13 protein-coding genes are annotated in these 13,612 nt (G+C 71.7%); 4 read left to right on the forward strand and 9 right to left on the reverse strand.

What is annotated here, in order from left to right; genetic code table 11:
* Positions 1-174 precede the first annotated feature (174 nt).
* Complete coding sequence (locus ACLIN4_RS13205; RefSeq protein WP_289903065.1) at positions 175-753, forward strand: dihydrofolate reductase family protein; 579 nt, start codon at positions 175-177, stop codon at positions 751-753.
* 254 nt (positions 754-1,007) lie between these two features.
* Positions 1,008-2,636: a hypothetical protein gene (locus ACLIN4_RS13210; RefSeq protein WP_411575810.1), complete on the forward strand. Its 1,629-nt coding sequence runs from the start codon at positions 1,008-1,010 to the stop codon at positions 2,634-2,636.
* A gap of 72 nt (positions 2,637-2,708) precedes the next feature.
* On the opposite strand, the gene ACLIN4_RS13215 is transcribed toward ACLIN4_RS13210, so the two are convergent.
* Together ACLIN4_RS13215 and ACLIN4_RS13220 are read right to left on the reverse strand one after the other, a co-directional pair.
* Positions 2,709-3,536, reverse strand: coding sequence for an SAM-dependent methyltransferase (locus tag ACLIN4_RS13215; protein WP_107478464.1), 828 nt, complete (start codon positions 3,534-3,536; stop codon positions 2,709-2,711).
* A gap of 141 nt (positions 3,537-3,677) precedes the next feature.
* Positions 3,678-4,151: a carboxymuconolactone decarboxylase family protein gene (locus ACLIN4_RS13220; RefSeq protein WP_100049778.1), complete on the reverse strand. Its 474-nt coding sequence runs from the start codon at positions 4,149-4,151 to the stop codon at positions 3,678-3,680.
* A 253-nt stretch (positions 4,152-4,404) separates the two neighbouring features.
* Between ACLIN4_RS13220 and ACLIN4_RS13225 the strand changes: the two genes are divergently transcribed.
* Positions 4,405-4,707: a hypothetical protein gene (locus ACLIN4_RS13225; RefSeq protein ID WP_100049779.1), complete on the forward strand. Its 303-nt coding sequence runs from the start codon at positions 4,405-4,407 to the stop codon at positions 4,705-4,707.
* A gap of 18 nt (positions 4,708-4,725) precedes the next feature.
* On the opposite strand, the gene ACLIN4_RS13230 is transcribed toward ACLIN4_RS13225, so the two are convergent.
* From ACLIN4_RS13230 to ACLIN4_RS13240, 3 genes are all read right to left on the reverse strand, one after another.
* The gene (locus ACLIN4_RS13230) at positions 4,726-5,088 is read right to left on the reverse strand and encodes a VOC family protein (protein WP_107478463.1); all 363 of its coding nucleotides are present in this window, start codon (positions 5,086-5,088) and stop codon (positions 4,726-4,728) included.
* Positions 5,089-5,163: 75 nt separating this feature from the next.
* On the reverse strand, positions 5,164-6,687 hold the full coding sequence (locus tag ACLIN4_RS13235; RefSeq protein WP_289903063.1) for an MFS transporter: 1,524 nt from the start codon (positions 6,685-6,687) through the stop codon (positions 5,164-5,166).
* Positions 6,688-6,783: 96 nt separating this feature from the next.
* Positions 6,784-8,175, reverse strand: coding sequence for a DUF445 domain-containing protein (locus ACLIN4_RS13240; protein ID WP_411575811.1), 1,392 nt, complete (start codon positions 8,173-8,175; stop codon positions 6,784-6,786).
* A 196-nt stretch (positions 8,176-8,371) separates the two neighbouring features.
* On the opposite strand from ACLIN4_RS13240, the gene ACLIN4_RS13245 reads away from it, so the two are divergent.
* A complete protein-coding gene (locus ACLIN4_RS13245; protein ID WP_107478461.1) occupies positions 8,372-9,736 on the forward strand; it encodes an SGNH/GDSL hydrolase family protein in 1,365 nt (454 codons plus the stop codon).
* A gap of 96 nt (positions 9,737-9,832) precedes the next feature.
* Here the strand turns inward: ACLIN4_RS13245 and ACLIN4_RS13250 are convergent, their stop codons facing one another.
* From ACLIN4_RS13250 to ACLIN4_RS13265, 4 genes are all read right to left on the reverse strand, one after another.
* Positions 9,833-10,672: a DUF1707 SHOCT-like domain-containing protein gene (locus ACLIN4_RS13250; protein WP_100049565.1), complete on the reverse strand. Its 840-nt coding sequence runs from the start codon at positions 10,670-10,672 to the stop codon at positions 9,833-9,835.
* Positions 10,673-10,705: 33 nt separating this feature from the next.
* The gene (locus ACLIN4_RS13255; RefSeq protein ID WP_107479397.1) at positions 10,706-11,719 is read right to left on the reverse strand and encodes an ABC transporter ATP-binding protein; all 1,014 of its coding nucleotides are present in this window, start codon (positions 11,717-11,719) and stop codon (positions 10,706-10,708) included.
* 5 nt (positions 11,720-11,724) lie between these two features.
* Positions 11,725-12,489: an ABC transporter permease gene (locus ACLIN4_RS13260; protein WP_373429111.1), complete on the reverse strand. Its 765-nt coding sequence runs from the start codon at positions 12,487-12,489 to the stop codon at positions 11,725-11,727.
* Between the two features lie 88 nt (positions 12,490-12,577).
* Positions 12,578-13,384, reverse strand: a complete 807-nt coding sequence (locus ACLIN4_RS13265; RefSeq protein ID WP_290012887.1) for an ABC transporter permease — start codon at positions 13,382-13,384, stop codon at positions 12,578-12,580.
* Positions 13,385-13,612 lie beyond the last annotated feature (228 nt).

Genomic DNA, 13,612 nt, shown 5'->3' on the forward strand with positions numbered 1-13,612 from the left:
GCGCCCCCGAACGACAAGGCTGCACCGCCTGGTGGCTGAGAGCCCCTACCCGTACCGCGCCAACCGTGCGATCGGCCCCGCCGCGGGTCGGCTTCCCGGGTCCGACGGCGATGAGTTTCGGCGCGGTATCCGGTCGGTATCCATGCACGATCCGCCGCACGCGAGGAGAGCACCATGGCCGCCACCTACACCTTCGACGTCTTCTCCAGCCTCGACGGTTTCGGCGCCGCCGGTGGCGACTGGACCGGCTACTGGGGCAAGGAGGGCCCTGAGCTCCTCGACCACCGTCTCGCCCTGTACGGCGACGAGCAGCGGATGGTGTTCGGGGCCAAGACGTACCGGATGTTCGCGCAGATGCTGGCCGCGAGCACCGAGGAGTCCGATGTACGTGATCCATGGGTCACGCGGATGAGGAGCATGCCGGCGACGGTGGTGTCGGCCACGCTGAAGGAACCCCTCGACTGGCCGGAAGCGACCGTCGTGAGCGGGGACGCCGTCGATGTCGTCGCTCGGCTCAAGAAGGAGTCCGAGGTGCCGTTGCGTTCGCACGGCAGCCTGTCGATGAACCGGGCGCTGATGGCCGCCGGTCTGGTCGACCGCGTCCAGGTCACGCTCTTCCCTGTGATCACCGGTCGGACCGGAATGGACCCGATCTTCCAGGGTGCGGCCGACTTCGACCTCGAGCTGCTCGAGAGCCGGACGCTCGACGGTGACATCCAGGAGCTCGTCTACCGGCCCAGCCTGCACGCCTGACGTCAGCCGAGTGTGCCGTCGGCCGGCTGGTGGCGCTCCCGCGCCCACGGCCGCAGCTTCTCCGGATTGCGGACCGCCCAGACACGGATGACGTGCCGTGGGTGACTTCCGCACGGTCGGCACCCGGCCGTCGTCGCGCGTCCACCCCGACACGTTCCACCGTGTCTGGCCGAAGTTTCCCTGCCGCACATCTTCCATTGAGCACGTCTCGTTATCTTCACCTCGCCCGGTCCGGCAGCAGGAGAGGCATGCCCATGAGCACCCCGGTCCACCGCGCCCCGACACGGCCGTCGTCCGTAGCCACACTGACGTCGGTCAGGCAGCGGCGGGAGGGGAGCCGGGGCGCGAGTCCGTCCGGGAGTTCGGCGGAGCACGCGTTCCTGCGGTTCCAGTCCAGTGTCGGGAATCGGGCCGCCACCGCGGCGGTGCAGCGTGTCAGGAGTGCGTCCGGGGAACGGGCGGCGGAGGGCGCCGGCACGGTCAGGGAAGAGGCCACGGGGGGCGGTGGCGGGGCCGACGGGGCGCGGCAGAGGAAGAGTTATCGGGACCGGATCGCCGCGCTGCTGGACCGGTTCAAGAAGAACCTCGAACCCACGGACAACGCCGTCAAGGGCGGCCAGACGCCCACCAACGCCGCCCTCACCCACCAGGCCGCCGCCACCGCCGACGGGGCTCTGAAGAACGACTCCGCCATCTCGGGGACCTCCGCCGGAGGGTGGAACCTCCTCACGGAGGCGACCGGCGTCGTGGTCAGCGGCATGGACGCGTACAAGAGCATGAAGGACTCCGGGAGGAACGAGGACGGGGCCGAACACCACACGGCGAACAGGAGGGCCAGGACCAAGGGGACGGACGCGGCCGTCGGTGCCGTCAGTTCGGGTTCCTACGGTGCCGCCATCGCCAAGGAGGCGACCAAGGTCCAGGGGGTGGCGAACGCCGCGACGGCGGCCGAGGCGAGCGGTGCCCTCAGTGCCGTCACCGGCTTGGCGAAGGGCGCCCGCGCCCTGGTCCGAGTCGGGGGAGCGGCGAGCAAGTACAAGAACCTGAAGGACCTCGGGGACGCCAACGTCGTCAACGCGGAGCTGCTCGCCCGGCTGGACCGGGAGGTGCACGGGGCCGTGAACCGGGCCGAGGTGGCCCGTGCGGAGGTGTACGCCAGGTTGGACGCGGCCGAGGCGTACCCGCACGAGGGGTGGCAGCAGGGCGTCGACGCTGCCTTCGCGACCTTCGAGAGGGAGTTCCGCGGCATCAGGCCCGCCGAAGAGGCCTACCGGCGTGCCGTGAAGGACACGGCGGACCTGAGCCGGGTGCAGAAGTACGCGATGAAGAAGCAGGCCGCCAAGATCGGCAAGGAGACGTTCGGCGGCGTGATGGGCGAGCCCGTCAAGGCCGCGGCCGGGGTCATGACGCTGGTCACGGCGACGGGGGCGCTGGCGAGCAACCCGGCCGGTTGGATTCTCGCCGCGGTCGGGGCCGGTCTCGTGCTGGGCACCACCGGTTACAAGGCGGGCCGCGCCGCCACGAAGCGTTACGAGGAGGTCCGCCACCCCGAGCGCTGGGCGCCGGAGGGCGAGGCGCCGGCGGAGGCCGCGCCCCGCACGGACTCGCTGAAGCACGCCCTGAAGTTCTGGAAGAAGGTGTCGAAGGGCGAGCGGCAGGCCATGGCGCGCAAGATCTACGGCCTCGCGGCGGGCCCCGACGTCCCCGGGAGCGGCAGCACGACACCCGAGCTGCGGCAGTCCGCCCGAGAACTGCTCATCGCGCTCAAGGCGGGTCCCACACAGCACAAGCTGGACGCGGAGGCCTGGGAGCTGACCCTCAACGACCCGGCGAAGAGGGACGGTTGGGTCAAGGAGATCGCGGAGCAGCTGGCCTCGGGGTGACCCCGTCCGGCGGAAGGAACGGCGGGTGTGCCGCCGCGCGGGACCGCGCGGCGGCACACCGTACAGCCCGGCTCACGGCTTGCGCCCCACCCCGCAGTAGGCGTCGACGGAGACGGCGGTCGGGCCGGTCGGGGACTCCTGGTCCGGGCGCCAGGACGGGACCTGGGTGATGCCGGGGGCGACCAGTTCGAGGCCCTCGAAGAAGCCGGCGATCTCCTCGACGCTGCGGACGTGGTACGGCGTCGCGCCGCTGGCGTTGTAGGCCTCCGACGCGGCGATCATGCCCTCGCTCGTCGCGGTGCTGTCGCTGATGACCAGGTAGCTTCCCGACGGGAGGCCCGCCAGGAGGCGGCGCACCAGGTCGCGGGCCTGGTCGTGGTCGGCGACGTGGCCGAGGGTGTTGAGGATGATCAGGGCGATCGGCCGGGAGAAGTCGAGGGTGCCGGCGGCGGCTTCCAGGACGGCCTCGGGGGCGTGGAGGTCGGCGTCCAGATAGGCGGTCCTGCCCTCGGGGGTACTGGTGAGCAGGGCGTTGGCGTGGGTCAGCACGATCGGGTCGTTGTCGACGTACACGATGCGGGCGTCGGGAGCCTCGCGCTGGGCGACTTCGTGGGTGTTGTCGGCGGTGGGCAGCCCGGTGCCGATGTCCAGGAACTGCCGGATGCCCTCCTCCCTGATCAGGTGGCGGACGGCGCGCCCCAGGAAGAGCCGGCTGGTGAGCGCCACGTCGACGAGGCCGGGGAAGATGCCCTTGATCTGCTCACCGATCTCCCGGTCGACCTCGTAGTTGTCCTTGCCGCCGACGAAGTAGTTCCAGAACCGCGCCGAGTGCGGCGTGGACGTGTCGATGCGGGCGCGTAACTCCGCACCGGCGCCGAGCTGGGAAAGGGAGTCCGACACGGCATCCTCCTGACCGTTGGGTTGATCGATCAGGGAACCAACCTAGCGCCACGAACGGGCCACCACTCCGTGGCCCGCGTGGAGAGCCAGGAGCGGCACCGGCCCGCCGCCGCGGCGGGCGGCGGGCGAAGGAAGGGCGCGTCAGCCGAACATGCCCGGCTCGTAGTCGCCCGCCGGGTTCTGGAGCATGACGTTCATCCGGTTGTACGTGTTGATGATGGCGATCAGGCCGACCAGGGCGGCGAGCTGGTCCTCGTCGTAGTGCTTGGCGGCCTCCGCCCAGGCCTCGTCGGTGACGCCGCCGGCGGCGTCGGCGATGCGGGTGCCCTGCTCGGTCAGCTCCAGGGCGGCGCGCTCGGCGTCGGTGAAGACCTTGGCCTCCCGCCAGGCCGCGATCAGGTTGAGGCGCACCGCGGTCTCCCCCGCCTTCGCGGCGTCCTTGGTGTGCATGTCGAGGCAGAAGCCGCAGCCGTTGATCTGGCTGGCGCGGATCTTCACCAGCTCCTGCGTCGCGGCGGGCAGGGTCGAGTCGGCCACGACCTTGCCGGCCGAGTTGATGTGGCGCACCAGCTTGCCCGCGATGGGGTTGGCGAACATGTTGAGACGAGCTTCCATGGTGGATTCCTCCGTCGTCGGTGATCGGGCTCGGGTTCCGGTCGGTGGACGTCCGCCCTCGGGCGTACACAGCTACGACGGATCGCGGGGAGGGGATGTGACAGCCCCGAGGGGGCGAGCGAGTGTGACCTGCGTCTCATGCATGTGCGGGGATTCGGGTCAGGGGCCGCCGCGATGTCCTCACCCCGGCGCGTGCGGCCCGCCCGGCGCCGATTAGCCTCGGCCGGAGCAGTAGGTGCGGCAGGAGGCAGACATGGCGAAGGTTCCCAGCGCGGTGGTCGCCGCGGGCGGTCTGGTCGGCGGGTACGGCGTTGCCCGGTGGACGAAGAAGCGGCAGCTCGGCGGGGTCGTACTCGCCGTCGCCGGTGCCGCCGCCGCGCAGCAGTGGCGGGCGCGGGCCGGCGGGAAGGCCGCGGGTGCGCTGACGGCCGCGTACGTCGCCGGTTTCGCCGGGTCGCACCCGCTGGCCAAGAAGGTGGGCGCCTGGCCGTCCGTCCTCGGTGTCGCCGGTGCCGTGGCGCTGGCGTCCTGGGCGGTCGCCGACCGGCGGGCCTGAGCGCCCGTCCGGGCCGGGTCAGGCCCGGTGGTGGGTCAGTACGTTGACCACCCGGCCGGTCGGGTCCCGCACGAAGAAGCGCCGTACGCCCCACTCCTCGTCCGCGATCTCCCGCACGATCTCCGCGCCCGACGCGGAGACCCGCGCGTACACCGCGTCGACGTCCTCGACCTCCACGCTGAGGTCGGGGACGAGGGGCGCGGTGCGTTCCTCGGTGAACAGGCTGATCTGGGCGGTGGGGTTGGACGGGGAGGCGAGGGTCGTCACCCAGCCCATGTCCATGACCTCCTCGAAGCCCAGCAGGCCGTAGAAGTCGCGGCTCGTGTGCAGCTGCTCCTCGTCCTCGACCTGGATGTCGGGCATGATCCTGCGGATGGTCATGGGCGGCTCCTCCCGCGCGGGTGACGGCGGGTGACGGGCTGACGGGTGACGGGGTGAACGGACTACGGTCCGACGCTACGCGCTCGCCGTGCCGGAGCCCGGTGTTCCGGCGGGGTCCGCCGAGCCCGCCCGGACCGCCGACAGCGGTTCCGCGATGTCCTCCAGGGAGCGGCGTTCCGCCTTCACCGCCAGGAACGCCGCCACCAGGCCGGCCGCGCACATCAGTCCGGCGCCGATCTGGAAGGCCAGGACCGTGTCGGCGACCACCCCGGACTCGGTGAGGTCGGCGAAGAGCAGCGGGCCGCTGATGCCGCCGGCGGCGGTGCCCAGGGCGTAGAAGAAGGCGATGGCCATGGCGCGGGTCTCCATGGGGAAGATCTCGGAGACCGTCAGGTAGGCGCTGGAGGCGCCCGCGGAGGCGAAGAACAGCACCACGCACCAGCAGGCCGTCATCGTCGAGGCCGTGAGCGAGCCCCGGTCGAAGAGCCATGCGGTGCCGAAGAGCAGGATGCCCGAGAGCAGGTACGTGCCCGAGATCATGATCCGGCGGCCGACGGTGTCGAAGAGGTGGCCGAGGAGGAGTGGGCCGCAGAAGTTGCCGGCGGCGATGACGGCGAAGTAGTAGCCGGTGGAGCCGGTCGGCACGTCGAAGAAGGTGATGAGGATGGTGCCGAAGCCGAAGGTGATGGCGTTGTAGAGGAAGGCCTGGCCGATGAAGAGGGACAGGCCGAGGACCGCGCGGCGCGGGTAGCGGCGGAAGACGGTCTTGGCGATCAGGCCGAAGCCGATGCTCTTGCGCTGGTGGATGGTGATCTCGCCGGCCGGCGGCGGCAGTTTCTCGCCCTTCTCCTGCTCGATCTCCCGTTCGACGGAGGTGACGAGTGCGTCGGCCTTCTCGCCCTGGCCGTGGATGAACTGCCAGCGCGGGCTCTCCGGTACGTGCCGGCGGACCAGCAGGATGACCAGGCCGAGGACCACGCCCATGGCGAAGCTGAGCCGCCAGCCGAGGTCCTTGGGGAAGATGTCGGTGTCCAGCATCACGATGGACAGCAGGGAGCCGCCGATCGCGCCGAGCCAGTAACTGCCGTTGATGATGAGGTCGACCCGGCCGCGGTACTGGGAGGGGATCAGCTCGTCGATCGCCGAGTTGATGGCCGCGTACTCGCCGCCGATGCCGAAGCCGGTGAGGAAGCGGAAGAGGAAGAACCACCAGGACTCGAAGGAGAGCGCGGTCAGCGCGGTCGCCGCCAGATAGACGGCCAGCGTCGCCATGAACAGCTTCTTGCGGCCGTAACGGTCGGTCAGCCAGCCGAAGAACAGGGCCCCGGAGCAGGCGCCCGCCACATAGAGGGCGGCGGCGAGGCCGGTGATCTGCGCGGCGCTGATGTCCAGGCCGCTGCCTTCCTCGGCGATGCGGCCGGCGACGTTGCCGACGATGGTGACTTCCAGACCGTCCAGGATCCAGACGGTGCCCAGGCCGATCACGATCATCCAGTGCCAGCGCGACCAGGGGAGGCGGTCGAGGCGGGCGGGGACGGCCGTGGTGACGGTACCGGTGGGGGCGGGCGCCGGGCCCGGCGACGACGATTCAGCTGTCATGGCTCCCTCTCCGTCGAGCGAACGCCTCCCGTGTGCCCTGCACCGGGAGGAACACGCCCGCCGCGCCGGGAGGCCCGAGGGCCGCCCGTGGCAGCCCTACGCCCCCAGGATGCGGGAGACGGTGTAGATCAGCAGCCCGGCCAGCGAGCCGACCACCGTGCCGTTGATGCGGATGAACTGCAGGTCGCGGCCGATGTTCGCCTCGATCTTCTTCGTGGTGTGCTCGGCGTCCCAGCTCGCCACGGTGTCGGTGATCAGGGAGGTGATCTCCTTGCGGTAGGTGGTCACCACGTACACCGCGGCGCCCTCCACCCACGCGTCGACCTTGCCCTGCACCTTGGTGTCGGAGGCCATCCGGGCGCCCAGCGACAGCAGCGAGGCCCGCACCCGCATGCGCAGTTCGCTGCGCTCGTCCTCCGCCGCGGAGACGATCATGGAGCGTACGGCCGTCCAGGCGGACGCGATCAGATCCTGGACCTCGCCGCGGCCCAGCACCTCGGTCTTCAGCCGCTCCACACGGGCGCGGGTGTCCGTGTCGGACTGGAGGTCGGAGGCGAAGTCGGCGAGGAAGCGGTCGAGGGCGCCGCGCGCCGGGTGGGCGGGCATGTCGCGCATCTCGGTGACGAAGCGCAGCAGTTCCTTGTAGACGCGCTCGCCGACCCGCTTGTCCACGAACCGGGGCGTCCATCCGGGCGCGCCGCCCTGTACGGCGTCCATCACGGAGTCGCCGTGCAGGATCAGCCAGTCGTGGGCGCGGGAGACGATCAGGTCGACGGCGCGCTTGTGGCCGCCGTCGGCGACGATGCGGTCCAGCATCTTGCCGATGCCGGGCGCGATCTCCTGGGCGTCGGCCCGGCGGGTGATCGCCTCCCCCACGACCGCCTGCACGTCGGAGTCGCGCAGCACGGTCAGGGCGCCGCGCAGGGCGGCGGCCAGCTCGGCCGTCACCCGGTCGGCGTGTTCGGGCACGGCGAGCCAGGCGCCGAGCCGGCAGCCGATGCCGACGGCGCGCAGCCGCTGCCGTACGACGTCCTCGGAGAGGAAGTTCTCGCCGACGAACTCGCCCAGCGAGACGCCCAGCTGGTCCTTCTTCTTCGGGATGATCGCGGTGTGCGGGATGGGCAGGCCCAGGGGGTGGCGGAAGAGGGCGGTGACCGCGAACCAGTCGGCGAGCGCGCCGACCATGCCGGCCTCGGCGGCGGCCGAGACGTACCCCGCCCAGGCGCCCGCGCCCCGGTGGGAGGCCCACTCGGCCAGGACGTACACCAGGGCGACGAACAGCAGCAGGCCGGTGGCGGTGAGCTTCATGCGGCGCACGCCGCGCCGCTTCTCCTCGTCGGCCGCGCTGAAGGACGTCATCGCGCGGTCGCGGACGGCGCCGGGAGCGGCGCCTCCCGCCCCGGCCCCGGTGTCCTCCCCGGGACCGGCACCGCCGGTGCCGCCACCGGCACCGGAACCATCCGGAAGTTCCGCCTTCGCGCGTTCCATCCACTCCACCGTTCGCCGATCCGTCCCGCACACATTGTCCCTTCCTGACCGACCCCTGGAACGGAACACAAGTTCCCGGCGTCTGTCCGGGAGGGGAACGCCCGGGGGTCTTACGGCATTTCCCCGACCCATGCCGCATCATGGGTATATCGGACCGGAGCCTCGGGCTCCCCTCGCCCGAGGAGAACAGCACAGCATGACCCGGGGTCGTGACGGAGGCACGGGGGCGCCTCCCACCAAGCACCGTGCCCTGCTCGCCGCGATCGTCACCCTGATAGTGGCGATCTCCGCGGCCATATACGCCGGAGTGTCCGCCGACGACGGCGCCAGGGACCGCACACCCCTCGCCGGCGGCCCCGCACCGCGCGGCGACGCCGCTCCCGCCTCGACCGGCACCTGGGTGGGTGCGTGGTCCGCGTCCCCGGCGGCGGCGGAACCGCGCACGGAGACGACCGGCATGGCGGGCCGCTCGGTACGCAACGTCGTGCACGCCGGCGTCGGCGGCACCAGCGCGCGGATCACACTGTCCAACCTCTACGGGCAGTCCCCGCTGACCATCACGCACGCCTCCATCGCCCTGTCCGCCGGACCCGGCACCGCCGCCGCGCTCGCCGACACCATGCGCCGCCTCACCTTCGGCGGCAGCCCGCAGGTCGTCATCCCGGCCGGCGGGCAGGTGATGAGCGACATCGCCCGCCTCCCCGTCCCCTACGGCGCGGACGTCCTGGTCACCACCTACTCCCCGGTGCCGTCCGGCCCGGTCACCTACCACCCGCACGCGCATCAGATCAGCTACCTCGCCGACGGGGAGCACACCGCGGACGTGACCGGCGTCGCGTACACGAGCGAGACGCGGTACTGGCGGTACCTGGCCGCCCTGGACGTGCTCAGCAACGAGGCCGACGGCACCGTCGTCGCCCTCGGCGACTCGATCACCGACGGCGCGGGGTCGGAGACGGGCGCCAACAACCGCTGGACCGACGTCCTGGCCGAGCGGCTGCACGAGGCGGCCGCGGACGGGCGGGACACGCCCCGGTACAGCATCGTCAACCAGGGCATCAGCGGGAACCGCATCCTGACCAGCAGGGCGGGCCGTCCCGCCGACAATCCCAGCGCCCTCAGCCGGTTCGAGCGGGACGTGCTGGGCCGCACCAACGTCAAGGCGGTCGTCATCGTCCTGGGCGTCAACGACATCCTCAACAGCCCCGAACTCGCCGACCGCGAGGGCATCCTGGAGGGCCTGCGCGCCATGGTCGACCGGGCGCACGGCCGGGGACTGAAGGTCGTCGGCGCGACGATCACACCGTTCGGCGGGTACGGGGGCTACACCAAGGCCCGCGAGACCATGCGGCAGGAGATCAACGAGGAGATCCGCTCCGGCCGCGTGTTCGACGCGGTCGTCGACTTCGACAAGGCGCTGCGCGACCCCTACGACCCGCGCCGGATGCGCTCCGACTACGACAGCGGCGACCACCTGCACCCCGGCGACAAGGGGTACGAGCGCATGGGCGAGGTCTTCGACCTGGACGACCTGAAGGGCGCGGCACCGGTCCAGCTGTGACCGCGTGGACCGGGGGCGGCGCCGGGTCGCGCGCCGGCCCGGCGGATCGGCCCGCCGGGCCGAGTCGCGCCCCGGCCCGGCGGGCCGACGCCCCGCTCAGTCCTCGCCCCGCCTGCGCCGGTCCCGTTCCTCGCGGCGCAGTTCCCGCTGCTCACGGCGTTCGTCGCGGTGTTCGCGCAGCATGTCGCGGTGGCCGTCCAGCATCCGGCGGTGGGCCTCCGTCAGGTCGTCGCGGGAGTCGCCGAGCGAGGAGCGCAGCTCCCGCCGGGCGGCCTTGCGCTCCAGCTTCTCCTGCCGGCGCTCCTCCCTGATCCGCAGCTTCTCCGCCCGCGTCAGCTTGCGCCGGACGCCGACGCCGCCCCAGAAGGCGAAGCCGGTCACGATGACGCGCGGGGCACCCGGGTCGCCCGGCACACCGGACTCCCGGTGGTCGAAGTCGCCCATGACACCCACGCCGCGCACGATCACCTCGACGCCCGGCGGCACGATCACGTCGATGCCGCCCATGATCGCGACGCAGTTGATCACGACCTCGCCGTCCGCGAAGTTCGCCTCCCGCAGGTCGATGTCCCCGCCGCCCCAGAACGCGAGGGAGTTGAACCGCCTGGGCACCGTCCAGCGCCCCTTGCGCTCGAAGCCGGACATCACGGCCACCGCCCACGACGACGAACCCTCGCCGCCGGTGATCCGGCCCGCCCACTCCCCGGCCGCCGGCTCCTTGGTCATCGACACCTTGGGCGCCGCCACCGTGCCGACCGGCAGGTCCCGGGTGATCGGCGCCAGCTCCCCGTAGGTCCGCGCGCTGTACGTGGCGTCCAGCCGCTCCTCGAACTCGGCCATGTCCAGACGCCCCTCGGCGAGGGCCTCCCGCAGGACTTCGGCGACTCGTTCACGGTCGGCGTCGGATGCGCGCAGCTCCGGGGCGTCGTCGGTCATGTACAGCAGCCTACGAGGTCACCGCGCCGGGCACTACGCGCTCGTGCGTTCCGCATACATCTTCGCGATCACCGACTCGATGTCCGGCTCCCGCACCGACAGGTCCACCAGCGGATACTCCGCCGCGATCCGCGCCACCAGCCCCGCCGCCGACGCCGACGCCGGGAACGCCAGCCACTGCCGCGGCCCCTCCACCCGCACCACCCGCGCGGGCTCCGGCGCCTCGATCGGCGGCAGCTCCCGCTCCAGGTCCACCACCAGGGTCCGTTCGCTCTCCCCCGCCTCGTGCAGCCCGACGAGCGGACCGTCGTACATCAGCCGCCCGTGGTCGATGACCATCACCCGCGAGCACAGCTGCTCGATGTCCTGGAGGTCGTGCGTGGTCAGCAGCACCGTGGTGCCGCGCTCCGCGTTCAAGTCCCGCAGGAACCCCCGCACCTTGGCCTTCGACACCACGTCCAGACCGATCGTCGGCTCGTCCAGGTACAGCACCTCCGGGTCGTGCAGCAGCGCCGCCGCGATGTCCCCGCGCATCCGCTGGCCCAGCGACAGCTGCCGCACCGGCACGTCCAGCAGCTCACCCAGCTGGAGCAGGTCCACGCAACGCTCCAGGTTCTCCCGGTAACGGGCGTCCGGGATGCGGTACATGCGGTGCATCAGCCGGTAGGAGTCGATCAGCGGCAGGTCCCACCACAGCGTCGTACGCTGCCCGAACACCACCCCGATGCGGTGCGCCAGCCTGGTCCGCTCCCGGGACGGGTCGATGCCCGCCACCCGCAGCCGGCCGCCGCTCGGCGTCAGGATGCCGGTCAGCATCTTGATCGTCGTCGACTTCCCGGCACCGTTCGGACCGATGTAGCCGACCATCTCGCCGCGCGCCACGGTGAACGACAGCCCGTCCACCGCCCGCACCCGCCGCCGCTCCCGCTTCAGGAACCCGGTCTTCTTGCGCACGTCGAAGACCTTCTCGACGCCGTCCAGCTCGATGAAGGCCCGCGCACCCGGCCCCACGGTGTCCGCCCCGGCCGTCGTCCCCGACCCGCCCATGCCCCTCAGCTCCCTGTACTCCGGTACGAACGAAGGCCCGCCCGCCACGCCAGCCCCGCCAGCGCCCCGCAGGCCACGGCCACCAGCGGCGGCGCGAACGCCACCCAGCCGGGCAGATCCAGCGGGTACGGCCGGTCCAGCACGAAGCAGGCCGGCAGCCAGTTGACGAAGGCCAGCGGGACCACGAACGTCACCCCCCGCACGAGGTCCAGCGCGAACACCGTCGGCGGATACTGCAGCATCGTCGTACCGCCGTAGGTGAAGGCGTTGGCCACCTCGGAGGCGTCCTGTGCCACGAACTGGAACGCCCCCGCCGCCACGAACACCGCCGCGAAGATCCCCGCCCCGCCCAGCAGCATCACCGGCATCAGCAGCAGCTTCGCCACCGTCCAGTCGATGTCCACGACCACCAGCGCGTACCCCAGCACCAGCAGCCCCTGCACCACCCGCCCCAGCCGCCGCAGCGCGAACCGGTCCGCCGCCACCTGCGCCAGCACCGGCGCCGGACGCACCAGCAGCGTGTCCAGCGTCCCGTCCCGAACCCGGCGCCCCAGCCGCTCCATCGACCCGATCGCCAGGTCGGCCAGCCCGAACGAGACACCCGACAGCCCGTACAGCAACGCCACCTCGCCCAGTGACCAGCCGCCCAACGCGTCCACCCGGGAGAACATCAGCAGGATCGCCACGAAGTCCAGCGCGGTCATCGCGAAGTTCCCGAACGTCGTCAGCGCGAACGACGTCCGGTACGCCATCGTCGACCTGATCCACATCGCCGCGATCAGCCGGTACGCCCGCAGCCCCTCCACGACCCGGCCGCGCGGCTCCGCCCTCCCGGCCGCCTCACTCGCCTCCGCCGTCTCAGCCACCCTGCACCACCACCCGCCGCGTCGCCGCCGACTGCACCAGCCGCCCCACCGCCAGCAGCGCCACCGCCCACGCCGCCTGGAAGACGAACGTCCCCAGCGGCGCCGCCTCCCCCAGCAGCACGTCCGCCGGCGCCTGCAGCAGCGACGACCACGGCAGCGCCCGCACGACTTCGCCCAGCGCACCGGGGAACACGTTCAGCGGCAGCAGCATCCCCGAGCAGAACAGCCCCGCGATCCACGCCATGTGCACCACCCCCGTGCCGTCCATCAGCCAGAACGCCGACAACGCCACCAGATAGCGCAGCGCGAAGCTCACCAGCGCCCCCAGCCCCACCGCCACCAGGAAGGCCGCCCACGTGGACACCTCCCGCGGCAGCGACACCGGGAAGAACAGCGACCCGAACACGAACGGCACCACCCCCCGCCCCAGCAACTGGAACACCGCACGCCCCGCGTCCGCCGCCAGCCACCACAGCTGCAGATCCGCCGGCCGGTACAGGTCCACCGCGATGTCACCCGTTCGGATGCGCTCCATCAGCTCGTCCTCGAACCCGCCGCCACCGATCGCCAGCGCCGCCAGCAACGCCTGCCCCAGCCACACGAACGTCACGGCCTGCGCCTGGTCGTAGCCCCCGAGCTGAGGCTTCTCGTCCCACAGGGCCAGGTAGGTGTACACGAGGATCAGCCCGAAGACCGTGTTGGTGAACACCCCGGCGGCGGTGGCCACCCGATAGGTCGCGTAACGTCTGAATCCGCCCGCCGCGACGGCCGCGTACAACCGCCCCGAGCCCACGTCCACAGCCCTCACCCTCCGACCGGCACCGAAGCGCAGGAGCCTAGTGCGAGCGCGAGAGCCCGTGCCACGGAATTTTCACGGGTGTGCCGTCGAGTGGGAACGGAACGCGCGGTGCGAGAGTCTTCTTCAGAGGACCTCACAAGACGCACAGGGCACCAGAGGGCGTCAGAGGACGCAGACGCGCACAAGGCCGTACGAGACCAGACCGTACGACGCGAAGACCGTTACACC

This window comes from Streptomyces mutabilis (assembly GCF_046628145.1).
GTDB classification, from domain to species: domain Bacteria; phylum Actinomycetota; class Actinomycetes; order Streptomycetales; family Streptomycetaceae; genus Streptomyces; species Streptomyces mutabilis.